Raw genomic sequence first — 23,457 nt, forward strand, 5'->3', positions numbered from 1 at the left:
GCTTTTTTATTTGAGGTTGACCATGAAGCAGCAATACCGTGAACTCGTCGAATCAATCATCGAGAAGAAGAAAAAGCTTGCTACGGCAGTCGCAATGAAGCGCGACGCTGAGCAAGCCTTGATGCAGGCAATCGGTTATGTGGAATTCAATACTGCCAGCCTCGAAGTGAGCGAACATAGGCTTCGCGAGATTGAAGCTTCAATTTTTGGCTCAGAACCCAAGGGCTGAATCTAGGGTATTGGGATACTTTATCTCGCCTTTTGTTGCCTTTTGCTGATTTTTTATATCGACGACAAGCATCATGTCTTTCGATGAATCAAATTCAGTACTCAGGTAAAGGTCGCTGCACAGGCCTTGAGCGGTATTTGTTGTCTCGAATGCATAAAAAGACGATGTTTCTTCCCAAACCTTCCCAATGCCTCCAGCAATTTCCTCGACCCTTTTTCTAAAAGAATCGTATCTGCTCTGGTAACCGGAATCGCTTTTAATGCGAAAGCTAACAATGAAATGCGCCATATTTAGTTCCATTCTTGCAGTTGTGGGGATTGCAACAATACCACGAAGCATTGCCCGTATTGAGGCGCCGCATGCTTGATATCGACTTCCGCCAGTTGATGATCACCCTCATATTGCTGGGCGCGGTGATTGGTGGCGCCGTCGTTGCGCACGTGCTGCTGGCCTAGCCCCGGTTGCGGCGATGGCCAAGCCGGCGCTTCACGCCTTTACCGCTTGAAAGAATCGATATGCGAATCACGGTAGGCGACCCGGACGCATTCCGGGCAAAAGTATTTTTCAACGGCGCTTCCCTGAGTATGTGCACCATGGCTGACGAGGAGCGAGGTGAGGTCATCGTCTACGCGACTGACCGTGCCGGGCGCATTCTCATAAACGAGGCAACCGGCGATGCGTTGGCTGAGACCGCGCACGGAAGCGTGTCGGTATTCGTCGCTCAATGCCGCCCCGATGACGGCTTCGATGCCTGGATGCGCGAGCGCACCGAGGCCGCACACCAGGCCATGATGAAGCACGTCCGTCACGGCGGTAAGGGCTACGAACGCCCATGATCGAGACCCTGCAATCACTTTATTCATCCGCCAAGGGGCGCGGCCGGCGAATCTATTTGCGGGCCATGACAGAACATGTGGTGCGCGACGACCGTCTTGGTTGCCCGTCGCAACTTTCGCGGCAGTATTTCGCGGGAGGCGTCGCCACCAATCACCAAGTATTGAGCGCTATTGCACGCCAGCAGCGTGGCTCGCAATAGCCGGCTCGACCTGATAACTGCGACCTGCCAGCGCGCTCCAGTGGCAGGGCTTTGAAAAACGGGCGCAGCTCACCGACGTAGCAATGATCCAGAGGACTCCAGCCGCGATGCACTGCGGCGCCTGCTGGAAGCGGGCGGTGTTCAGATTAATCTTCAATCTCTTCTTCAAGACCATCACGATCCCCTTGCGCAAACTGACGGCAAATCTCGATATGGTTTAGATCGTACATGCGCGACCCGTCGCTCTTGATGAAAGTTAGAGTCACATCGCCATCCTTATCGAGGCGGCCAAAACCATTCGATAACTCAAATTCTTCGTCAATCACTGCATCGCGGATTGCTCTTGCTTCAGCATCACTAAAACTGTGGGCAAAGGAGAAAAAGTCTGTCTGCTGCATCTGAACGTAGTAGGGCATGTTTGGGTCTCATAAAGGCTGAAATTTCACTACGCCAATATTATCAGAGAGAAACGTATGGGGCGTAAATCATCGCTGACAGAAAAATAATGGTCGGAGATTGGTAGGCGCCTTTTAAAAGGTGAGGCAGCCCGAGCGCTTGCACGGGCATTCGGCGTGTCCGAAGCCGCGATCAGAAAACGCTTTGGTGCGCAGACGAAACAAATAAAAGATGTTGCAAATCAATTGGTTGCGGCAGAGTCAGCATTTAGTGCGCTTCCGATTGGTGCGCAGATAAGTGCGCGTACTTTGGCCGACGAGCTGAAAGAAATCTCGATGCACCTGGCTGGCGCCGCACGATATGGCGCTTCCACCGCGCACCGGCTGTCTGGCATCGCGCACAACAAGGCTGGCGAGATCGATGACGCCGAGCCGCTGGACGACCAGAGCCGCCTGGCCTTGGGCGATATCGCAGTGCTGACGAGGATGGCGAACGGCGCCGCCGAGATCGGCATGAACCTGCTGAAAGCTAGTAAGGACGTGAAGCCGGACGACGACGCTCCAACACCGGTCGCCATTACCTTCGGCGTGAAAGATGCCAAGCGCCATGACGACAATCCAGTTTGACCTGAACGTCCCGCAATCGAGCTTCCTGCAGCTGCCGCACAAGTTCAAGGCCTACGTGGCCGGGTTCGGCTCGGGCAAGACGTTTGTGGGCTGCGCGGGCATCTGCGCCCACTTCTGGCAATGGCCAGGCATCAACCAGGGCTACTTCGCGCCGACCTATCCGCAAATCCGCGACATCTTCTATCCCACGATGGAGGAGGTGGCCTATGCGATGGGCCTGCGCATCAAGGTGAAGCAGGGCGACCACGAAGTCGAGGTGTACGAGGGGCGGCGCTACCGGGGCACTGTCATCTGCCGCTCGATGGAGAAGCCGGAAACCATCGTCGGCTTCAAGATCGGCCATGCGCTGATCGATGAGCTGGACGTGATGCCGCTGAAGAAGGCGCAGATGGCCTGGCGCAAGATCATTGCCCGTATGCGCTACAACGTGCCGGGCCTGATGAACGGTATCGACGTGACGACGACGCCCGAGGGCTTCAAGTTCGTTTATCAGCAGTTCGTGAAGGCTATCCGGGACAAGCCAGAGCTGGCCAGCCTGTACGGCCTGATCCAGGCGAGCACGTTCGACAACGAGCTGAACCTGCCAGACGACTATATCCCGTCGCTGATGGCTAGTTACCCGCCGGCACTGATCGATGCCTACCTGCGTGGCAAGTTCACCAACCTGACAAGTGGCAGCGTGTACGCCGACTTCGACCGCGCGCTGAACCACACGAACGAGATCATCTTGCCCGGCGAGCCGCTGATGGTGGGCTTGGACTTCAACGTCCAGAACATGACCGCTTGCGTCAACGTGGTGCGCGAAGGCCTCCCGCGCACGCTGGCCGAGCGCGTGCAAGTGCGTGACACCCCGGCCATGGCCTGGATCCTGAAGGAAGACTTCAAGGACAAAGGCCACCAAGTGAAGATTTTCCCGGATGCGTCCGGCCAGAACACCAGCAGCAAGAATGCCAGCGAGTCCGACCTGTCCATTTTGCGCCAGGCGGGCTTCCTGCTCGAGGTGAACCACTCAAACCCTGCGGTTAAGGACCGGGTCAACGCCTACAACGGCATGATCCTGAACGCCCAGGGCGAGCGGCGCTGGAAAATCAACACCGACCAGTGCCCGACGACCACCGAGGCGCTGGAGCAGCAGGTGTGGGGCACCGACGGCCAGCCGGACAAGAAGTCCGGCCATGACCACCCGAACGATGCGAACGGCTACTTCCTCGTGAAACGCTATCCAATCGTAAAGAGTACGACGACCACGGCGCCGCTGCGCATGTAACAACAAGGATTTCCATGACCGACGCCGTACGCAAACAATCAGCCGAAGCCGCCAAGCTGAACGAGGATTGCGCGCTGATCGCCGCGCTGCTGGGCGGCACGAAGACCATGCGGGCGGCTGGCAAGAAGTATTTGCCGCAGTGGCCGGGCGAGGACAGCGAAAGCTACGATCTGCGCCTGGCCGTCGCCACGCTGTTCCCGGCCTATGCGCGCACTATCGACGTGCTGTCGGCCAAGCCGTTCAGCAAGCCGGTGACGCTGGGCGAGGACGTGCCGGAACGGCTCAAGCCTTGGCTGCAAAACGTCGATCTGTCGGGCCGCGACTTGCATAGCTTCCTGTCTGAGATCACCCAGGAGGCCATGGGCTACGGCTTCTCGGGGATCCTGGTCGACTTCCCCAAGGCTGGCAATCTGGTCACGAAGGCCGACGAACAAGCCGCTGGCGTGCGCCCGTACTTCGTTCAGGTGCACGTGCAAAACATCCTGGGCTGGCTGCCGAAGAATGCCACCAGCCTGGAAGGCTTGACCCAGCTGCGGCTGCTGGAAAGCGTGTCCGAGCCGGATGGCGACTTCGATACCAAGGAAGTCGAGCAGGTGCGCGTCCTCGGGCGCGGCAGCTGGCAGACCTGGCGCCAGCGCGAAACGGCTGGCAAAAAGGATTGGGTGCTGCATGAGGAGGGCGTCACCACACTGAAGCGCATCGCGTTCGTGCCCGTCTACGGCAAGCGCCTGGGCTACATGCAGGCCACGCCGCCACTGCTTGAGCTGGCGCACAGCAACATCGAGCACTGGCAAAGCAAGAGTGACCAGCAGAATATTTTGCACGTCGCACGCGTGCCGATCCTGTTTGCCAAGATGTTGGGCGAGGGCGGCATCACGGTCGGCGCCGGGACCGCAGTGAAGTCGGACTCGCCAGAGGGCGATCTGAAATTCGTGGAGCACGGTGGCAAGGCCATCGAGGCCGGCCGTCTGTCCATCCTCGACCTGGAAGACCGCATGCGCCAGGCTGGCGCCGAGCTGCTGGTGATCAAGCCGGGCAACGTGACCGAATCGCAGACACTGGCCGATAACGAGCAGGGCGCGTGCGCGCTGCAGAAGATTGCGGGCAACGTCGAAGACGCAGGCGATCAGGCACTGCAACTGATGCCCGAGTGGGTGAATGAGCCGGAAGGCGGCCACATCACCATTTTCAAGGACTTCGGCGCAGCGTCGCTGGCCGAGGCCAGTGCGGAATTGCTGTTCAAGAGCGTGGCCAATAACCGGATTTCCGGCGAAACCTACTTCAATGAGCTGCAACGCCGCGGCATCGTATCGCCAGATTTGAAGTGGGAGGATGAGCAGGAGCGCATCCAGTCCGCGCCACCTGACCTGGCGGGGGAATAAATGGGCGCGCTCGAAGAGTGGATCGCCGAGATGTTCCTTACGCACTCCCTGAACCTGCTGCGCTTTTCGGCTGGCACGCAAGACAAAATCCTGGTTCTGATGGCCACCATGTCGAAGGAGTTGACTGCCAAGTTGCACGAGGGCGAGATTTCGACCTACGGCAAGCAGCGCCTGGGCGCGCTGTTGCGTGAGTCGAATGCGTTGATTTCTTCGCATTACACCGGCATGCAGGGGGAAATGACCCGCAACTTGACCGGCATGGTGCGCATCGAGGCCGATTACACGGCCAAGGTGCTGACGCAGGGCCTCAAGATTGAGCTGGGCGCCAAGCTGCCTCCGGCCACCTACCTTGAAAAGCTCGTCGGCGACACACTGATCAAAGGCGCGTCGTCCGCTGATTGGTGGAAGCGCCAAGCGCTCGATACGCAATTCCGCTTCGGCAGCCAGGTGCGGCTCGGCGCAGCGCAGGGCGAAACGACGTCGCAGATCGTGTCGCGCGTGCTGGGCAAGAGCTCGAAGGTGGCCGATTCGCTGGCCAACAAGCCGGCATTGCCTGCCACGCCTCCAATGCCCGATGCGAAGGCGCCGCCCGCCGGGCCGGCAACGAAGCCAGGTGTGCCGCCAGCTGATCCGGCCGCCAAGCCTCCCGGGGCCGCACCGGATCCTGTTGCGCCGGGCGAGCAGGGCATCTTGAAAACGTCAGCCGCAAACGCGCGCGCGCTGGTGCACAGCTCAGTGCAAGCCGTGGCCAATGCCGCGTGCCTGGCCTCGTTCCAGCAGAATGCGGACCTGATCGAGTGCCTGGTATGGCTGTCGACGCTCGATTCGCATACCTGCTTGCTGTGCGCCATGCGCGACCTGCAGGAGTACACGCTGGACGGTCAAGAGCCGATTAACCATACCCACGAATGGGTAGGCGGCCCTGGCGCCATTCATTTTAGTTGCCGCTGTGTGCTCAGCACGCGCACCAAGTCGTTCAAAGACCTGGGTATCGAGCTGGACGAGCCGGGCGAAAGCACGCGCCCCAGCGACGGCGGCGCGGTCAGCAGCAAGATGAACTTCAAGGACTTCCTGGCAAGCAAGGACAAGGCCTGGCGGGCTGAGTACTTGGGCCCGGGCCGCGCCGAGATGTACGAGGCAGGCAAGATTACGCTTAACGATCTGATGAACCTCAAGGGTCGGAAGCTGACGCTGGAGGAACTTCGAAAGAAATCGAGTACTTAGAAACACGGAATGTCAAAGCGAGGAGAAATATTCCATTGTGGAAATTATTTTGGTATAGTTTCGCCTCCTTAACTAAAAAATAATGCCATGTCTACAATATCCGATTCGACAATTCTCCTTATGCAATGTATCGCCTCAACATTTATGGCGGCAGACTATTTTTTAAGTTCCGGCCAGCGTGAAGTGGTAAATAAATATGTAAAGGAGTACGCTGAAGCCTTGAAGAAGAGAACAGAAAAGTCAATCAAAGAGGCGACAGATGAGGTATTTGTTGAGAATTTCTCGCGTGTTCTTACCTCAATGATTTTTCTTTTTGTTTTACTCGTTGGAAGTTCTGCGCTTCATTATTTAAAAGACGAGCTTAACCAATGGTTCATTCTTGTCGGCGTTATTATTTTGATGATTGCTCTTGTCGGAAGTTTCTCTACCATACTTTCAAGCGCGCTGAGGCTATTTACTCCCGTAGTGTTAGGCGGGACAGTCTGGAGCTTGGCTTCATTTGTTTCGTTTTGTCACAAAGGAAGCATTTTTGCAATTGGATTTATTTTCTTGGTAATATCATTTATTTTTCGATATGTAAATATTTAATAATATTTAGAATTTCTTACTTAAATATTAGATGGCCGCCACGTAAGTAGGCGGCTTTTTTTATGCCGCAAGCGGACGCAACGCGGCGCACGGCCAGAAGGCCATTCACAAGGGCGGATGCCCAGAAAGCCACCACATGAAACTCAAACTCGATGCAAATGGCAATGTCCAGGATGGTAAGCCAGTCTACGTACATGACGACGGGAAGGAAGTCCCGTTTGATGCGGCTGCCGCCGTGCAGAAGATCCAAGGGCTGAATGGTGAGGCAAAGTCTCACCGTGAAGCAAAGGAAGCTGCCGAGGCAAAGCTGCAAGCGTTCGCTGGCATTGACGACCCTGCCGCTGCAGCGAAGGCGATCGAACTGATGAAGAACGTCGACGAAGGCAAATTGGTCGCGGCCGGCAAGGTTGAAGAAATCAAGCTAGCAGCGAAGAAGGCAGCGGAAGAGCAGGTCGCCGCTGCCAACAAGGCCCACGCCGACGAACTGGCCCGCACCAAGACCGAACTGGACGCCATCACCGGCAACCTGTATTCGGAAATGATCGGCGGAAGCTTTAATCGTTCGAAACTCATCACCGACAAGTTTGCCATTCCGGTGGACCTGGTTCAGGCGCGCTTCGGTCAAGCGTTCAAGGTCGAGGCCGGCAAGATCGTGGCCTACGACGGCGCGGGCAACAAGATTTTCTCGCGCACGCGCCCGGGCGATCTGGCCGACTTCGACGAGGCGCTTGAAACGCTCGTGGATCAGTATCCCTACAAGGATCAGATCCTCAAAGGCTCGGGTGCCTCTGGCGGTGGTACGCAACAACCAAATGGCGGCGGTGGCGGCCAAAAACAAACGGGCAATCTCGGTGGTACGCGCGAAGAGCGTGCCGCTGCTTTTGCTGCTCAATATCCCGAATTAGCGAAAGGGTAAAAATGTCTCTCTCCCAAATGCAAGTCTTCAACAAGTACATCATGCCGGCGACCATCGAAACGCTGGCGCAGATGGTGGACAAGTTCAACGCCGCCAGCAATGGTGCCATCCGCCTCACCACCGAAGGCTTCGAAGGCGACTTCCTGCAGGAATCCTTTTTTGCGGCTATCCATTCCGCCCAGCGCCGTGCAAATCGCTACGGCGCCAACGGCGTGGCGGCGTCGACTGACCTGACCCAACTGAAGCACAACTCGGTGAAGATCGCGGGCGGCTTCGGTCCGATCCGCTTCGAGCCATCGCAGATGACCTGGTTGCACAAGCCGACGGCAGAAGGCATCGAAGTTGCCTCGCGCAATTTCGCTGAAGCGATGCTGGCGGATCAGCTGAACACGGCCATCCTGGCTCTGGTAGCGGCCATCAGCAACAACGCCAACACGGTCAACGATGTGAGCGCGACGCGTGGTGTGGACTATATCGCCATGAACGAAGCCCACGGCAAGTTCAGTGACCACAGCGGGAATCTGGTGGCGCAAATCATGAACGGCACGACCTTCCACAAGCTGATCGGCGCTAACCTGGCCAATGCAACCCAGCTGTTCCAGGCCCAAAACGTGCGAGTGGTGGATGTGCTGGGCAAGCCGGTGGTAGTTACCGATGCGCCAGCACTGTATTCGGCAGCCGTCGGTCCGGCACCTGGACCAGCCGCACCAGCCAAGCTGCGCGTACTGTCCTTGGCCGAAGGTGCCGCGACGGTTACCGATGGTTCCGACATCATCAGCAACATCGACACGACCAACGGCAAAGATCGCATCGAAACGACGATGCAGGTCGACTACACCTTCGGCCTTGGCTTGAAGGGCTACACCTGGGACGAAGCTTCAGGCGGCAAATCGCCATCCGATGCTGCGCTGGGCACCGGCTCCAACTGGGACAAGGTGGCCACCAGCGACAAGCACACGGCTGGCGTGATCCCCCTCGGTGACGCGACCAAGTAAGCCCGCGCCGCGCATCTCAACGGGGCGCGGCTTCTTCATCAAGCACAAAAAACGGAGTTCCAAATGGAAAATGTACCGGCAAACATCTGATATCTGCCAGTGCCGATGTTCCAATACAACGAGGATGTCAAGGCGCTTGCACGCCAGGCTGGCCTCAAAATCATCGATGCAAATGTGCCGGTCGACCGCTCCCATGCCGCTGCAGAGGTGCCGGAAGTCACGATCAAGTCCGAATACATTGACCTGGGCGCCGGCGAGCGCATGCCGACCGTGGCCGAGTTGACAGCTGCTCGCACTGATCTGCTGGCCGCGCACGACGATTTGCAGCAGCGCGAGCGCGAGCGCGAACTGGCGGCTGAGAAGGATCGCGTTGCCGAGCAGGCGCGTGAAAACGGGATTGCTGCCATTCGCATCGCGGACCAGACCGCCGCGAATGAAGCCGAAGCTCAGCGCCTGCGTGGCGAGGCCGGATCCTTGGCTAGTGGTGCGGTCGCCAGTACGCAAGCCACCGGGATGAGTAAGGAGCAACTGCAGGGTGCGCTAGATAGTAAGGGCATCAAATACCCTGCGGCGGCAAACAAGGCTGAACTTCAAGCGCTGCTGGGTGCTTGAATGAGGTAGTGGTTGCTGGCAAAAAAACGGCGCCATCGTGCAAGGCGCCAATTTCAATTAAGACGACTTGGCTTTGCGACGAGCCATGAAGCCGATGAGGCCCAGGCCTGCCAACATCATGCCGTAGGTTTCCGGCTCTGGTACTACTGGGGTGATATTCGCTGTATAGGCCATGTTACTTACAGAATGGTGGTTCCATGCGCCATTCAAATCAAGGGGATTGGCGCCATCGGAATTCAGATACGCAAATTTGCCTCCCAAGCCAGCGTCGGCGGTCGAACCTTGCATCGTCACGCTTGAAATTGGATTGTCGATGCCTGCAGTTGTTAAAAATGCGATGTACTTTACACCGACTAGCAATGTCAAATTGATTTCATTCGCTACGAGTGTCTGGACGCCACCGCTATACGCGATTGGTGAACTTGTGTACAAGGCCGGCCCGATGGCTTTGCTGCCATCCCAAGTCGCAATTATCAACCCCACGTTGCCATTGTTACCTGCAGTCGCATAAAAGCTGAAATCCTGAAGTACTCCTTCGAATGATGTCGTTAAGGTTTCGCCGTAGCTGGTCGTGTCAGGAGCACCCAGAGAAGAGATTCCACTGCCAAGTAACGCGACGTTGGAAAAGGTTATGGCTTGTGCGTGGATGCAGGCGCAGAAAATGAGAGCGCTGAGCGTAATTTTGGCAACAGTTTTTGAGTTCATTTCATCCCTGTGTTTTGATGTTAAAAAAGTACTGAAATTAATTATACGACAATTTTATGCGATATTTGCTGGATATATTTTTATTATCAAAGTAACAGGAATAAATTATGATCATCATCGAAACAGGTGCCGGCCTGGCAGACGCAGACTCATATGCCAGCGTCGCCGCGGCTGATGCGCGTTGTGCCAGCCTGGGCCTGACCGTTTGGGCGGCGCTGGCCGAGGCATCCAAGGAGATCGCCTTGCGCAAGGCGGTTCAGTTCATGGCCTCCTACCGCACGCGCTGGGCCGGCCGCCGGGTGTATCAGCATCAGGCGTTGGATTGGCCACGCTACAATGTCGTGGTCGACAGCTTTATTGTGCCCAGCATCATCGTGCCGGTGGACGTGGTGAATGCTTGCATTGACCTGGCCGTGCGCGCTGGCAACGGCGAAGACCTGCTTCCCGACCTCGACACCGGCTCGAACGCCATCAAGAAGGACAAGACCGGCCCGCTGGAAACGGAGTACTTCCAGAACACCACGGACGCGCGCGAGCGCTTCGTGGCCGTGGACGCGCTCCTGGCGCCGTACTTCGGTGCGGCCGGCGGCGGCAATTCGATGAAGGTGACACGGGCATGAGCACCTACCCGGCAGTGAAGATCGACGGCTGTTTCGTCGCCGATAACACCTACTGCGACGACGGCAAGGTATGGATCGTCACCAGCCTGATCGCACGCGCTAAGGACTTGGTGCCGTTCGACCTGCCGCTGGCGGCGATTTACTCCGGCAGCGAGGTCTGGACCCCTGTCGGTTCGGCCTACGGCATCGCGCACCACGTGCGCCGCGCGCTGGACGTCAACACCGAGTATCCGATCATTCTGTGCCAGCAGGGCTTCATCATGGACGGCTGGCACCGGGTGCTGCGTGCCCTGATCGACGGCAAGACCACGATCAAGGCGGTGCGCTTCGTGGAGACGCCGCCGTATGACTACTTGAAAGCGCCATAGGCTATGACCGATTACAGCAAAACCGCCGCGCGCGCCGACCAGTCCCTGCGCCGCAAGGGCGGCATCGTGGTGCTGCGCCAGGTAGTGACCGGTGATTACGATCCGGGCCTGGGCACCGCGCCCACCATCACCACAGACTACGAAGGCACGGGCGTGAAAATCGCCTACGAGGCCGAGAACATCGACGGCACGCTGATCCAGGCAGGCGACCAGAAGCTGCTGCTGTCACCACTGCAGCGCAATGGCGGGCCGATGCCGCAGCCTACCGCCGCCGACCTGGTGCTGTTCGGCGGCGCCAACTACACGGTCAAGGCCGTCGAAACCACCGCGCCGGTCGACGTGGCAGTGCTGCACACGCTGCAACTCAGGGGGATTTGATGGCCAGTATGTCGTTTTCCATGCAGATCGCCGAATTCATCGCCAAGACCAAGGCCAATCAGGACTTGGTGGTGCGCGCCATCACCATGAAGATCGACAACAAGGTGATGCATCGCTCGCCGGTAGGTGATGCCAAGTTCTGGAAGCACAAGCCGCCACCTGGTTATACCGATGGCCGCTTCCGCGCCAACTGGCAGCTCTCCATCGGCTCACCGTCTGCTGGCGTGCGCGACCTGATCGACAAGGACGGCAGTGCCACGATTGCCGCCCACGGCAGCACGATCAGTGCGGCGAAGGCGGGCGACGTGATCTATCTCGTGAACAACCTGCCTTATGCGAAACGCATCGAAGAGGGCTGGTCCCGCCAGGCGCCCGTCGGCGTGGTGATGCTGACGGTCGTGGAATTCCGCACCATTGTGGACAATGCTGTGAACGGCGTGCGCGACGGCACCACCGCAAGCGAGTTCGCTCAAGGCTATTCGAGCTATAAATTATGAGCCAAGCAACAATACGCGCGGCACTGGAGACGGCACTGACCAGACTCGCGCCATCCATCGACACCGCATGGCAGAACGTGCCCTACACGCCGGTTACTGGCCGGCCGTATCAGGCCGCCTACCTGCTGCCGGCGGAACCTGCCAATCACTCCATGGGCGACGGCTCGCGCCAGGAGCGCGGCATCTTCCAGGTCAGCCTGATGTATCCGTCAGGGCAGGGCACTGCCGTTGCCGGCGCGCGCGCTGAAATGATCAGGGAGCTGTTTCGGCGCGGCGCAAGCTTCACGAAGGGCGATGTGACCGTGCAGATCGAGCGCACGCCTGAAATCGCAGACGGCCGCGAGGACGGCGACCGCTGGATGGTCCCTGTCAAGATTCGCTGGTTCTGCAACCTGTAACCCGCATCACCCACACAGATCCGCACTTACGGCTTGCTGCCAGCAGCCAAGACGGCACTGGCCATTGCCGACCTGGAGGAGCAGAACGCGGCCTTGGCTGGCTTCGCGAATAGCGAGAAGACCATCGAACTGAATAATCGTAAGATCGACAGCTTGAGCCGCTTGCGCGCCGCGCAAGGTGTCGCCCAGGCCCAGGAGGCTGGCACCGACGTCGCCAAGGCCAAGGAACTGCTGGATATTTTGACGGCCGTCGACACGGTGGCGCAGGCTGATGCCACCGGCATGGCCGAATCGTTCGGTGCTGTGGGGAAAGCGATCGGCGGCCTGACCACAGCGCTGACTGGCTACGAACGCACGCAGGCTGGTGTCGCAGCGCAACTGGCGGCCTCAATGAAGGACGCCGGCGGTGATCCGACTAAGATCGCCAAGGCTCAAGCCACAGCAGCCCAGCAGGGCGCGCAAGCGCAGATCAAGTCTTATGGAGACATGGCCAGCGCCGCCAAGGGCTTCTTCAAGGAAGGCAGCACCGGCTAATCGGCGAGCTTGATCAACTGGCGTGCGCATTCCCACTAGTGTGGCAGCCGGAGATTTATGGAATAGGTATAGACGAGGGCGACGAGATCGCTGCTCAGGGGGCGGCTGCGAGACCGCGTTTAGGAATCGAGCTCACCCAGAGCCTGCAATTGGAAAATGCGCCGAATAGCGGCGACTGGCTTACCACTGCCGGGCATGCCGCGCTTAGAAGTCAGGTTTGGGGTAATTGGCAGGCGGATCCAGACAGTCACCGATATCGCCGTCATAATGATGGTGAGGTATTGTGGGCGACACTTGATTGGCTTACCGCAACATGTCCGCGCTGAATCAGCAACTGGTGTATACAATCAGGCTCCAGAAATACCGATCGTCACAAGACTACGATACCTCAAACGGGGTCAAACTTGTCCTTGTGGGCCTTAGAGGCGTTGACGGCACTCTGAGGTTTTGGCATGCAGAAAAAGCTTCGAAGCAAGATGCTTGAGATGTAGATGCTATAAACTCAGCTAGGCTTCCGCGGCGAAGCCTGGGCGAAGCGTAATTGTCTCTGTGGTCAATATAACCCGATCCATATCGATGTGTACCAATCAGCTGAGGCGGGCAGCGTGAGCGTACGCTCTAATGCATCGCGACCAGCACGATGCGTTGCAGTACCGATCGACATTCAAACGTCAGCACCGGCTGCGGCAGCCAGCCCCAAACCGCGGGCACCGCCTACACGTCAAGCCAAAGTCGGAGCCCTGCAAAAACCTGAGCTATAAAGTCGCAGGGTGTTTAGCCATGGAAGATATCCTGTCTGAGCCTGCCGAAGCTCAAGCGGCATTTGCTAGCGCGCAGTAGGAGTCTCTGCAGGGCAGGGGATAGGCAGGTCGGCCCCGATCTCGTCGTTAGATCCGGCAGCTGTGAGATCGCGCACCAGGAGTCTGGCAGGACACCCAGGTCTCAACACGATCATTGGCTCTTCATCTTTCAAGAGCCATGGATCAGGAGAGCCTAAGCTATAGGTGGCGATTCAGGTAGCTATAGCTGCTATTTTGGACCGGATGTGATTACCGGAAAGAATATCAACGGACTGTTTGCTAATACGTGAGGGCAAAATACGTGAAGCCCGCGTATTTAGTTTAGTGACCAAGGAAGCGTGACACAGTGCTGCTTTGCCGTATGCCGACATCTTATAGGTCGACGCAAATTTTCTATACGGATTGTGGAAAAAACCTACGTGCAAACCGCTTGCTTAACGGACGGTTTGCAGACGAACGACGACGGTCCGATCGATATCGAGATTTTCGTTTGCGACCCCGTAGGCGCTGTCGGCGCCCTGTGCCGACAGCCCATTCACCAGGATCAGGCCGGGCGCGGCGTCCTCCAGCGTTTTGGCGGCAGCGGCTGCCCGTGCGGCAGACAGCATGCGATTGCCGCTGTCTTTGGTGCCGGCTGCCGGACAGCCATCGATCTTGACCGCATCCCGAATCTGATTGACGTAGGTGCAGCGGGGCGCGACCCTGGCGCCGCAGTTTGACGCTGAGGCAGCGGGCGGTGAGGCAAGGCCGGTAATCGACGCGTTGAAGCGGCCGCCGGTGCTTTCAGCATGGTGGACCGCAGCAGCGGCCAACAGTTTCAGTTCAATGTCGATCGTCTGGCTGCTGCAGGCATTGCTGGCGAAGGATTTGCTGGGGGCGAAAGTCACCACGTAGTCGCGCCCGTCGCGCACGCATGCTGTGTTGTGGGCGGCAAAATAGCCGCTGGCACAGAACGACGCGCCAGCGTCCGGCGTGGCGGCAGTGCCGCCGCCGCTGCCGCCGCCAGCGGGATACGGGGCCACATTGATCACCGGCGCGACGGTATTGGTGGGGTTGAAGGTATTGCTGTTATTGATGTTGAAGTTGGCGTTCAGCGTCGCCGAAGCCTGGCTGACGGCATACGCGGCGGCGGATACGTTGATGTTGTTGGCTATCGCCACCTGCAGGTCGCTGCCTGCCACACCGGTCTGGCTGACAAGCAAGGCCGGTGCGCTGCGTGCGGCGTCGTCGATGACCTTGGCACTGGCGGCGTCCGCAATCCGCGTTACGGAGGCCTCATCGACTTGTTCCAGTGTTGGGAAGATAATTTCTGGCGGCGGGATTTTCCCATACTTGTCTTTTTCGGGCACGCGCGCGCCGGCCTTGACCCTTGTTTCCATCTTTTCGACCAGCAGCATCTGGCGTGCGGCCCACTCGTTAGCAAGGGAAACGTGCAGTGCGACGGGCGGTGCTGGCGGCGCTTTTTGCCCGTCCACCATCGCTGCATAAGATGCGCTAATGCTGCCGAACAATTCATGGGCACCGTGAGCCGATCCTGTCGCATCGTACTCTACCAGCTTGTCTTCGATGATGGTTTTGTTCGCTGCATCGTCCTTGATGTCCGTGATGAACAGCGTGTCGACGATCTCGGTCAGCATGGAAAATTGCGTGCCCTGCTGCAGATTGCTGCAGGCAGCGCGCCGCATCTCCCGCATGAATTGCTGCAGGTATTTCGGGTTATCCGATCCGGTTTTTTTCAGCCGTTCCTGGTAAATGCCTTCGATCTTTAGCTTGGCCTTGTTGACGCTTTTCTGGATATCGGGACCGAAAGCCATGTAGCTGACGCTGATGACGCCGTAGCCTTGCTGGTCCAGTTTGTTGATGATGGCGTCGGCTGGCCGCAACGCGCTGTGCAGCATGTCGAGACTGCGCCGAGCGACATGGACGATAACTTGGTTGCGCAGCGTGTCGCTGATGACAAGCCGGTAGTCGCCGGACAGAAGTCGTTCAAACTGGTCAAGGGTGGCTCGGAAGTTGGTATCCCAGGCGGCCAACTCGATGGCCATTTGCTGGCTGAACAGCTGACGGTCATTATACAGCGTCTGCCGTAGTACGTTGATGCTGGTGCGCAGATCAGCGAGCTTTTGGCGTATCGCTGCCGGATCGATTTGATTCACTGCATTTGCTACGGCAACCAGCCGGTTTTGCTCTGGGCTTTGCAGGCTGTTTTCGAGTGCATCTTTTTTCTGATTGACAAGGTCTCTCAACTCATTCAGTTGCGTGACGACCTTCTCAAACTTGTCTAGCTCCGCTTTCCTGAGCATCTCGGCCTCGCCGGTTGAGAACTCGTAGTCATACTTGGTCTGGATTTGTGCAAATGCGCACAAGGGCAGGAATTCGTAGTGTTTCTTGCTTTGATTTAGCCATACATCACAGTCGCCGAAGTTGCCAAGATGCGCGGTGAGTATATTGCTGGGAGCAGCGTTCGGCAGGGGATCTTCTTGCACTTGTCGGCATTGTTCCGATACGTCAACCCGTTGACCAATCGATTTGGACATCTGGGCTGCACAACCACTGAGCAAGCTGATCCCAACTATGACGAACATAGTAAAAGCATGTATACGCATGATTTTTCTCCCTAGTGTCTTGTCATACTAATGGCGAAAATTGAAAAAATTATCACCAAATATCACTTAGATAACAAAATTACCTAGAAAGAGGAGTGAAAAATTGTCCTCAAGACCATCTTTGCGGATGTCAGATTGTACCGGCTTGAGCCGTACGGCACCTAGCGCGCGGCGAATCGTTGCTGCGCACACGCGTAAAGCACAGCGGTGATGAAGTTCGTCGGCGATTTCCTGCAAGCTGGCCTGCGCGCGCTCCATTACGATATCGTGTAAAACTGCGATATGCTCAGGCTTCAACGCAGGTGGTCTGCCGCCGGCTCTGCTTGACGGCTCCGTGCCGTTGAGTGGATATTTCGTTGCCGTGGCATGCTCCTCCCACATCGCGATAGCATGCCACAACTCCGATATTGATTTTGTCTACAAATAGGAACTTGGGGCAAATCTGGGGCAATAGGTTGTTAACCCGCTGTCCAGCCCCAAACGATACGGCCGCTTCCTGCGGCCGTTTTCACGTCAAGGGAGTCCACAAGTTTAGCTTGCGGGCGGTTCCTCTCGACGGAATTATTAAGCTAACCAGCGCCAGACCTATTTGTTGCCAGCGCCAGCGGGTGCGTTGCTGCGCCCTCCGCCGGATGGCTTGCCCGTTGCACTTGGCCATCCTCCCCCATTTCCTTGGCCACGGCCACCGCCAACTGCTGCGCCACCTTTATTGCCACCGCCCTGGGAGCCAGCACTACGGCCTCCGTTATTACCGCTACCTTTGCTCATTTTTATCTCCTTTCCGGATCACTGTGAATCGCCAGGAGTCTGCTGGACACTCGCTAGCCTTTCAAAATTCCTTCGCTCGCACTCGGAATGCAGTTCATTTATTGTCGCCTTTGGTGCTTGCCGCTTCACATCACGGACATGCGGCATTCGCCAGGCCTCCGGTGTTGCAAGCATTGAGGTAGCCTTGAGCCACTGCTGGCGTCAATTTACCGCCCGTCTGTGCGTTGATGAATGCTGTGCGACAAGCGCTTTGACCGTTGCTCCCCGGGACAATCGTTTGAGCGTTCATGCGTTGAACATAGGTGACGGGGTCGACGCCACAGAGCAGGGCGTTGCTTTGCGCGACAAACGCTCCGGCAGCGTTCTGGACGATATTGGTCGCTTGTTCGCAGTTGTTGGCCTGAGTGCGCACTGTCAGGTGGAGAGGGACGGGCGGGTTCACGCCATTTGGCTGGAGGCCGAAGGTCAAGTGAACGTCGGGTTGTGCGGCCGTCAATTCACACACTTGCAGGTTTTGTGTAGCAGGGCTGAGGCTTTTGCAGAGGCCGCTGGTGGCGGCATTGCCATAAAACGCCAGCGATGGGCATCGATTTGGAATCTGCGCCAAAGCACAGGAGGAGGCGGACAACAGCGAAACGATCATTGCGGCATGACGCATCTGGGGTTTCATCTTGTTCCTTTCGACTTGGTTGAATGGTTGAGTCTGCTATCTCAAATTGAGGTCTGGCGACTAGCTCCAGGATGTAAGCAATACAAATCCTACATGTTTCGACTAAAGAAAAACTATTCAAATGTAATAATATTAATTTTTTGAAAATATCGTTGATATGTATCAGTGGTGTCCCGTTCCAACTGAGCAGAAGTACGCTTTCCAGCTATCGGGGGATGTTATCTGCTGATGCGATAGCGCTCTTGATCCTTTCCTTGAGCGGAAAAATCATCGATCCGGCTGCCGTGCGATCGTCCCGATTCCGGCTCAGGATGTACGGATCGTCTTCGGCCAAGGTACTGACTGACGGCAGCATCAACGCGTGCATCGAAGGTGACGATCCCGAGGGGGCGCCGATGCGCGAACTGAAGCTGATCACGCCGCCGACTTGGGTCTGGGCTCTGGGGTTCAAAATCTGCCACTCCTGGTCTCGCGTACGCAATCCGGTGTCGAGTCCGGAGGCCGGCAAAAACATGGCTTGCAATACCTGCACCGTCCCACCCGGCCCCGGCGGCAGTGAGCCAGACGGCGATTGACGCTGTACAGCCTCGGCTACTGATTTTCTTAAGATATAGAACATAATAATGTTATATAAACGCCATTTTTTTGCCAGCGGTGTTGTAGTATGGCAATTAGTGACTGGGGTTTGGCGATTGAGGCACTCAGGGGATGTCCCTTTTGTAAGCATGATTCCATGGCTGGGACCTTTGCGGCCATTTTCGTATGCGGGCAATCCTGGCTTGCTTTGCATCGATCGGGCGCTTGCCGAGGCATCGTCAAAATATCAAACTGGGGATCAGGAATGCCGAACTCGCTTGCCTATCATGTTGTCGTAAATGCGCTCGAGGGCAAGGCTGGCTGGACGCCGATGAGCAGGTTCGTCTCAGCGGTGTCGCACGCCATCAGTGGCCACTTGCCATATCAGCGCTACCATGCCGCTGGCCGCGCCAGAATGGCTGAGGGAGCTGGGGCCGGTGTGGTCGAGCGCATGGTCAACGACTTCCTCGCCACCGACATCAACCCTGGCTATCTGCTTCTATCGTCATTCCAGCGCGAAGCCGATGTGTTGATCGCGTTCAACGTCTATAACCAGTCAGCCAAACTCGGCGTGCAGACTAGCCTTGGCGCCAGTGGTTACGCGCGCCGGCCCAGCAGCGCCTCCCGCAATGGCGCAGATGGAACGCTTGCGGCCGATGGCGACGATCCTGATAGCTGCCGCCAAGGCACCCTGGCGATTGTGGAAACCATGATGGCGACCACGCGGCGCAATGCGCAGTTGCCGAACGGAGCAGAAAAGCGCAGCTTGACCACCATTGCCAATATCCTGGGTGTGGAGGCGTCCGCTGCCGGAGAAGTGGCTCTGGTGTTTGAAAGCGAGGGACACCTTCCCATCGCCAGTGTCGCCCGCAAGCTGGGCTGCCACCTGCGCACGTTGGAGCGCCGGTTGCGGGAGTCAAATATAACGGCCGAAGCCCTTAGACAAGCGTCGCGCTTGATTCGCGTATCGCATCGCCTCTCATCCTTCGACAGCCTTACGATGATTGCCTTTGACGAAGGTTTTTCTGATTTGGCCCACATGACCAGGGCATTTCAAACCGCATCGGGAATGCCTCCCAGTCTCATACGCAAGTTGATGCGCCTTAAGCCACCTCATAGGTGACCTTCCATTTCCAAGCTTGCTTATTATGCCGGCGTGTCATGAAGCCCAGTAGGCCGAGGCCGGTCAGCAGCATGCCGTAGTGTAGCTCACGTCCGTTATAACTGCGATAGCACTGGGCATGCTAGGGATTGGCGCGCCGACGTTGAGGGGCCATTGCGTCAGCCGTGCGCCCGTATGCCGAAGGCAGATAGTCCAGGTGCGCCCAAATACAGGCGCTCGGACCTGCCCAAAAACAGGCCAGGCCCTCTTGTCTTTCACACTGGCACAAGTTACCTGGATCGCCCTTGGTGAGACCGGCCTGGTTCAGGCCGAACCATGATGGCGATATTGTCACAGGTCCGACGTTGCGTTGCCATTGGGAATGACCAGTACAAAATCGTAGCCCTGAATCATGCCCTGGACACTGCTGTCTCCATTCGCCAGGGATTTGGCCGATCCCAGCAAGGGGCGCACGTCGAACAATGACCATTCCTTATGTTCACTCGCCGCGGCAAAGAAGGGCAATACGCCAGCCATGGCTGACTTGGTATCGACTTTTTCGATTTCTGTCGTGGCAGACGCGCGCCCAATGCCGGCAAATTGCGACTGCTGGCCTTTGGACGCCAGCACCAGCACATGCAGCGATTTTTGTCCGCGGCCTTCCGCATATTCAGCCAAATAATTGCCGATCTCCCGGCTACCGGCGCCAAGCGGGTTATAGCCCCGGAATACATGCACTGCACCGGCTTTCAGCAACATGCGCTGTGCCGGCGCAAGCGTCAAATGGCTGGCCACATACTGCTTCATTAGCCTGGCACGCTGTGTATTGGACGAATACCCTTGTCCCGGCGTCATGTTTTTGGCATAAATGCTGCGGCTATCAATCAAGGAATTCAACATCGCCAGGGCGGGCATTTCCTTGGGTGTCGTGAGCAGCTTCTGTAACGCGACTAATTCTTCTTCCTTGATTTTTACCATGAAAAGCTCTCGCGGATCTCCGCTCTCCGACGCTCGGCGATAATCGTCGCTTTCAAGCTTGCGGAAGGCCTCGATTTTTGATTTCGCCAAAGGACCAAGCGGTTGCTCGGCCATTTGATCGAGCAAATATTTCGAAGCGCCCATGAGTTCCTGATCCATTCCCACTAAATGGAACGATGGTCCGGCAGCTTTCGCGATACGCGCCAGGAATTGGGCCTCAGCTTGCCATTTGTAAAACGCAGTCGCGACCGGATATGCCTTATTAAATGCCGCTATGCCAGCGACGCCGGTATCGGATTTCAACGTTTTTTCCAAAGCATCAGCGACCGCCGGCCCATTTTCGATAATCAGCGTCGTAAATCCTTGCTTTGCCAATTCTTCAAAATACGCCGCCGAAAAATTCGCAATTTCTGCAATGCCATGGTCTTCGCCGATGAGTACGAATTGGCTTTCCAGGCCCGCGTTTAGCAATGTCGTAGCGCCGGAACCAGCCATCTTTCCATGATCGATTGTGATAGTCGTGCGTAGGGTGGCCAGGCGGTCTGGCAACGATAGCGGCTTATCCGCTGACAAGACAGGCATGGCCAAGCTGGCCAGCATGGTAAAAATAATCATGGAACGAGGTTTTTGCATTATTTTTCGCATAAATTGTGTTCTGGCTGGCGATTTCAGTCGCGGTGTATTGGGAAGCAGGATGTCCTGCTCGGCTGGTAAGCAATCGCGATCACGCGCTATCAGTATGCTGCGCGTAATTCGGGTAGGCTGGCCTTGAGGATACTTCCTTTTATAATTTTTATGTATGGGCGGGAAGGAGAAATTCGCCGATGCCACGGTAAATCAGGTGACGCGACAAGGATCCTGACACAGAAGGGTGTAAGTTTGGCTACTGGAATATAGTATCCGCAAATAATTGATGTAATTTTAATAATTTTCGCCGCTGATTGCTCTGGAGAACGACACCGGGCGTGTAACTGCATCACCTGAATGACATAAACATGAAAAATACCAACAAGGCCACCCTGACCGGGCTGGGCGCCATTCTGCTGTGGAGCTCGATTATCGGACTGATCCGCAATGTCACCGACCTGCTGGGACCCACGGGCGGGGCGGCGATGATGTACAGCGTGGCGTCGGTGTTCCTGCTGCTGTCCGTGGGTTGCACGAGGCCGAGCGAATTTCCACGCCGCTATCTGCTCTGGGGCAGCCTGCTGTTCGTCACTTATGAGCTGTACCTGGCGCTGTCGATAGGCTATGCCAGCACGGCGCGCCAGGCCATTGAGGTGGGCATGGTGAACTATCTGTGGCCAACCTTCACCATCGTCGCGGCCATCGTGTTCAATGGGCAGAAGAGCAATTTCCTCATCGTGCCGGGTTTCCTGCTGTCCGTCGCCGGCATCAGCTGGGTGCTGGGCGGCGAACAGGGTTTTGATCTGACCGGCAGCGTGGCCAACGTGCGCGGCAACCCGCTCAGCTATGGCCTGGCCTTTGCCGGCGCGCTGATCTGGGCCGCGTATTGCACCGTGACGGCGCGCATCGCGCAGGGCAAGAATGGCGTGACCCTGTTCTTCATCCTCGTTTCCGTCAGCTTGTGGATCAAATACCTGCTGCAAGGCGGCGGCCCCATGGTGTTTACTGTCGAGGCCGTCATGTACCTGCTGCTGGCGGCCGGCGCCATGGGCTTTGGCTACAGCGCCTGGAACGTGGGCATTTTGCACGGCAACGTCACGATCCTGGCCGGCGCCTCGTATTTCATCCCCGTGCTGTCCGCCGCGCTGTCGTCGCTGCTGCTGCGCACGCCGCTGTCGCTGGCCTTCTGGCAAGGTTCGGCGATGGTGTGCGGCGGCGCCATCCTGTGCTGGCTGGCGACGCGCGCACGACGCATCAAGCCAGTCAGCACCTAACACCGCGCCGCCAGCCGCTAGTGCGACAGCACCGAATCGCGCGACTTGTGCCCGAGGTAAGGCAGCAAACTGATGAGGCCAAGCACGGCCAGCGCGACGCCGACCCACAGCGGGGAGCGCAGGCCGTAGCCGGCGGCGATGCCGAGGCCGCCGAGCCAGGAACCGGCGCCCAGGCCGATGTTGATGACGGACGTGTGCACCGTGTTGACCAGCGGCCCCGGATGGGCCGTTTTCATCACGCGGGCGATGATGGCGGGATTCATCGACATGCCGACCAGGCCCGTGACGACCAGCAAGGTGACGCTGATGGTCTTGTCGTGCGCAAAGACGGCGAACAGCGCCAGGCTGATGCTCAGGATGACCATGCCCCAGACCATGATGACGGTGGTGTAGCGGTCCGCATAGCGGCCGACCACGCCATTGCCCACCACGTTGGCGACGCCGTAGACGCCCAGCAGCCAGGGGATGTCGGAAGCTTGAAATCCTGTAATTTGCGTCAGGATGGCCGCGAAGTAGCTGAAGGCCGCGAAAATCGCTCCGATGATGAGGCCGCTGCTGGCGTACGCCGCCCACAGGTGGCGGTTGCGGAATTCCCCCAGTTCCTTGCCGAGGCTGACGACTTCGGACGGTTTGGAGGGCGGCACCAGTACGCTGATGAGCGCCAGGCACATCAGCGCCAGCAGCACCACCAGCCAGAAGCTGGCGCGCCATCCCAGGTGCTGGTCGATGAGCGTGGCGACCGGCACGCCCACCACGGAAGCGAGCATGAGACCGCCAATCACGACGGCGGCGGCGCGTCCGCGCGCGTCGGGCGCGACGATGTCGGCGCAGATCGCCAGGGACAGGCCAAAGCAGGTGGCGGCGGCCACGCCCGTGACCACCCGCGCGATGGCCAGGATGTCATAGCTGGTAGCGGACGCGGCGACGGATTGGGCCAGCACATAAAAGCCCAGCAGCCACAGCAGGCCCTGCTTGTTCGGCACGCGCAGCTTGAGCAGGACGATGGTGCTCAGCGGGCCGCCGATGACCATGCCCATGGCGTAGAGCGAGATCAGGTAGCCGATGCGTGTCACCGGTTCGTCCATGGCCAGGGCCAGCGACGGCATCATGCCCGCCACCATGAATTCGGAGGTGGTTAACGAAAAGATCGTCAACCCCAAAATGTAAACAACCAGCGGCATAGCAATATCCTTCGAGAGTAATAACAAAAACACCCGCCAGGCGTGGGGGGGGGGGGGGGGGGGGGGGGGGGGGGGGGGGGGGGGGGGGGGGGGGGGGGGGGGGG

General features: G+C 57.7%; 28 protein-coding genes. 19 read left to right on the forward strand and 9 right to left on the reverse strand.

What is annotated here, in order from left to right; translation table 11 throughout:
* Positions 1–22 precede the first annotated feature (22 nt).
* The gene (locus KO539_RS28760) at positions 23–229 is read left to right on the forward strand and encodes a hypothetical protein (protein ID WP_219313667.1); all 207 of its coding nucleotides are present in this window, start codon (positions 23–25) and stop codon (positions 227–229) included.
* Here KO539_RS28760 and KO539_RS28765 read toward each other — a convergent pair.
* The gene (locus tag KO539_RS28765; protein ID WP_219313669.1) at positions 212–517 is read right to left on the reverse strand and encodes a hypothetical protein; all 306 of its coding nucleotides are present in this window, start codon (positions 515–517) and stop codon (positions 212–214) included. The genes KO539_RS28760 and KO539_RS28765 overlap by 18 nt on opposite strands.
* Before the next feature lie 227 nt (positions 518–744).
* Here KO539_RS28765 and KO539_RS28770 point away from each other — a divergent pair, with 227 nt between their 5' ends.
* The gene (locus KO539_RS28770; protein WP_219313671.1) at positions 745–1,065 is read left to right on the forward strand and encodes a hypothetical protein; all 321 of its coding nucleotides are present in this window, start codon (positions 745–747) and stop codon (positions 1,063–1,065) included.
* A complete protein-coding gene (locus KO539_RS28775) occupies positions 1,062–1,265 on the forward strand; it encodes a hypothetical protein (protein ID WP_219313672.1) in 204 nt (67 codons plus the stop codon). Before KO539_RS28770 ends, KO539_RS28775 begins: the two co-directional genes overlap by 4 nt.
* Before the next feature lie 146 nt (positions 1,266–1,411).
* Here the strand turns inward: KO539_RS28775 and KO539_RS28780 are convergent, their stop codons facing one another.
* On the reverse strand, positions 1,412–1,681 hold the full coding sequence (locus tag KO539_RS28780) for a hypothetical protein (RefSeq protein ID WP_219313674.1): 270 nt from the start codon (positions 1,679–1,681) through the stop codon (positions 1,412–1,414).
* A 156-nt stretch (positions 1,682–1,837) separates the two neighbouring features.
* Here KO539_RS28780 and KO539_RS28785 point away from each other — a divergent pair, with 156 nt between their 5' ends.
* The 8 genes from KO539_RS28785 to KO539_RS28820 all read left to right on the forward strand — a co-directional run bounded on the left by KO539_RS28785 (position 1,838) and on the right by KO539_RS28820 (position 9,271).
* Positions 1,838–2,287: a hypothetical protein gene (locus tag KO539_RS28785; protein WP_219313676.1), complete on the forward strand. Its 450-nt coding sequence runs from the start codon at positions 1,838–1,840 to the stop codon at positions 2,285–2,287.
* Entirely contained in the window at positions 2,268–3,554 is a 1,287-nt protein-coding gene (locus tag KO539_RS28790; protein WP_219313678.1) for a terminase large subunit domain-containing protein, read from the forward strand. Before KO539_RS28785 ends, KO539_RS28790 begins: the two co-directional genes overlap by 20 nt.
* Positions 3,555–3,568: 14 nt before the next feature.
* Positions 3,569–4,936 carry a DUF4055 domain-containing protein gene (locus KO539_RS28795; protein ID WP_219313680.1) on the forward strand — a complete coding sequence of 456 codons (1,368 nt, stop codon included), beginning with the start codon at positions 3,569–3,571 and terminating at the stop codon, positions 4,934–4,936.
* The gene (locus KO539_RS28800; protein ID WP_219313682.1) at positions 4,937–6,160 is read left to right on the forward strand and encodes a phage head morphogenesis protein; all 1,224 of its coding nucleotides are present in this window, start codon (positions 4,937–4,939) and stop codon (positions 6,158–6,160) included.
* A gap of 87 nt (positions 6,161–6,247) precedes the next feature.
* Entirely contained in the window at positions 6,248–6,748 is a 501-nt protein-coding gene (locus tag KO539_RS28805) for a hypothetical protein (protein ID WP_219313684.1), read from the forward strand.
* Positions 6,749–6,884: 136 nt separating this feature from the next.
* Entirely contained in the window at positions 6,885–7,664 is a 780-nt protein-coding gene (locus tag KO539_RS28810) for a DUF6651 domain-containing protein (protein WP_219313686.1), read from the forward strand.
* 2 nt (positions 7,665–7,666) lie between these two features.
* Positions 7,667–8,659 (forward strand): major capsid protein, encoded by a 993-nt coding sequence (locus KO539_RS28815; protein WP_219313688.1) that lies wholly within the window; start codon positions 7,667–7,669, stop codon positions 8,657–8,659.
* Positions 8,660–8,764: 105 nt separating this feature from the next.
* Positions 8,765–9,271 carry a hypothetical protein gene (locus tag KO539_RS28820; RefSeq protein WP_219313690.1) on the forward strand — a complete coding sequence of 169 codons (507 nt, stop codon included), beginning with the start codon at positions 8,765–8,767 and terminating at the stop codon, positions 9,269–9,271.
* A gap of 57 nt (positions 9,272–9,328) precedes the next feature.
* Here KO539_RS28820 and KO539_RS30500 read toward each other — a convergent pair whose 3' ends face one another.
* A complete protein-coding gene (locus KO539_RS30500) occupies positions 9,329–9,976 on the reverse strand; it encodes an FxDxF family PEP-CTERM protein (RefSeq protein WP_257626541.1) in 648 nt (215 codons plus the stop codon).
* Between the two features lie 107 nt (positions 9,977–10,083).
* Between KO539_RS30500 and KO539_RS28830 the strand changes: the two genes are divergently transcribed.
* From KO539_RS28830 to KO539_RS28855, 6 genes are read left to right on the forward strand one after another with little or no spacing between them, the layout of a single operon-like run.
* Positions 10,084–10,596 (forward strand): DnaT-like ssDNA-binding protein, encoded by a 513-nt coding sequence (locus KO539_RS28830; RefSeq protein WP_219313692.1) that lies wholly within the window; start codon positions 10,084–10,086, stop codon positions 10,594–10,596.
* On the forward strand, positions 10,593–10,964 hold the full coding sequence (locus KO539_RS28835; RefSeq protein ID WP_219313693.1) for a hypothetical protein: 372 nt from the start codon (positions 10,593–10,595) through the stop codon (positions 10,962–10,964). The genes KO539_RS28830 and KO539_RS28835 overlap by 4 nt, the downstream gene beginning before the upstream one ends.
* A gap of 3 nt (positions 10,965–10,967) precedes the next feature.
* Positions 10,968–11,342 carry a hypothetical protein gene (locus KO539_RS28840; RefSeq protein ID WP_219313695.1) on the forward strand — a complete coding sequence of 125 codons (375 nt, stop codon included), beginning with the start codon at positions 10,968–10,970 and terminating at the stop codon, positions 11,340–11,342.
* Positions 11,342–11,839 (forward strand): HK97 gp10 family phage protein, encoded by a 498-nt coding sequence (locus KO539_RS28845; RefSeq protein ID WP_219313697.1) that lies wholly within the window; start codon positions 11,342–11,344, stop codon positions 11,837–11,839. The genes KO539_RS28840 and KO539_RS28845 overlap by 1 nt, the downstream gene beginning before the upstream one ends.
* Positions 11,836–12,237 carry a DUF4128 domain-containing protein gene (locus tag KO539_RS28850; RefSeq protein ID WP_219313699.1) on the forward strand — a complete coding sequence of 134 codons (402 nt, stop codon included), beginning with the start codon at positions 11,836–11,838 and terminating at the stop codon, positions 12,235–12,237. The genes KO539_RS28845 and KO539_RS28850 overlap by 4 nt, the downstream gene beginning before the upstream one ends.
* Before the next feature lie 33 nt (positions 12,238–12,270).
* Positions 12,271–12,771, forward strand: coding sequence for a hypothetical protein (locus tag KO539_RS28855; RefSeq protein WP_219313700.1), 501 nt, complete (start codon positions 12,271–12,273; stop codon positions 12,769–12,771).
* 1,234 nt (positions 12,772–14,005) lie between these two features.
* On the opposite strand, the gene KO539_RS28860 is transcribed toward KO539_RS28855, so the two are convergent.
* From KO539_RS28860 to KO539_RS28875, 4 genes are all read right to left on the reverse strand, one after another.
* Complete coding sequence (locus tag KO539_RS28860; protein WP_219313702.1) at positions 14,006–16,108, reverse strand: hypothetical protein; 2,103 nt, start codon at positions 16,106–16,108, stop codon at positions 14,006–14,008.
* Between the two features lie 135 nt (positions 16,109–16,243).
* A complete protein-coding gene (locus KO539_RS28865) occupies positions 16,244–16,435 on the reverse strand; it encodes a hypothetical protein (protein ID WP_158300141.1) in 192 nt (63 codons plus the stop codon).
* Between the two features lie 640 nt (positions 16,436–17,075).
* Entirely contained in the window at positions 17,076–17,615 is a 540-nt protein-coding gene (locus KO539_RS28870; RefSeq protein WP_219313704.1) for a hypothetical protein, read from the reverse strand.
* A gap of 205 nt (positions 17,616–17,820) precedes the next feature.
* Entirely contained in the window at positions 17,821–18,405 is a 585-nt protein-coding gene (locus KO539_RS28875) for a hypothetical protein (protein ID WP_219313705.1), read from the reverse strand.
* Positions 18,406–18,456: 51 nt separating this feature from the next.
* On the opposite strand from KO539_RS28875, the gene KO539_RS28880 reads away from it, so the two are divergent.
* The gene (locus KO539_RS28880; RefSeq protein WP_219313706.1) at positions 18,457–19,314 is read left to right on the forward strand and encodes a helix-turn-helix domain-containing protein; all 858 of its coding nucleotides are present in this window, start codon (positions 18,457–18,459) and stop codon (positions 19,312–19,314) included.
* 330 nt (positions 19,315–19,644) lie between these two features.
* Here the strand turns inward: KO539_RS28880 and KO539_RS28885 are convergent, their stop codons facing one another.
* Positions 19,645–20,904 (reverse strand): hypothetical protein, encoded by a 1,260-nt coding sequence (locus KO539_RS28885; RefSeq protein ID WP_219313707.1) that lies wholly within the window; start codon positions 20,902–20,904, stop codon positions 19,645–19,647.
* A gap of 362 nt (positions 20,905–21,266) precedes the next feature.
* On the opposite strand from KO539_RS28885, the gene yddG reads away from it, so the two are divergent.
* Complete coding sequence (yddG, locus tag KO539_RS28890; protein WP_219313709.1) at positions 21,267–22,172, forward strand: aromatic amino acid DMT transporter YddG; 906 nt, start codon at positions 21,267–21,269, stop codon at positions 22,170–22,172.
* Positions 22,173–22,189: 17 nt separating this feature from the next.
* Here the strand turns inward: yddG and KO539_RS28895 are convergent, their stop codons facing one another.
* Positions 22,190–23,353, reverse strand: a complete 1,164-nt coding sequence (locus KO539_RS28895; protein ID WP_219313710.1) for an MFS transporter — start codon at positions 23,351–23,353, stop codon at positions 22,190–22,192.
* Between the last annotated feature and the right edge of the window lie 104 nt (positions 23,354–23,457).

The organism is Janthinobacterium sp. NKUCC06_STL (genome assembly GCF_019345455.1).
Lineage (GTDB): Bacteria > Pseudomonadota > Gammaproteobacteria > Burkholderiales > Burkholderiaceae_D > Janthinobacterium > Janthinobacterium rivuli.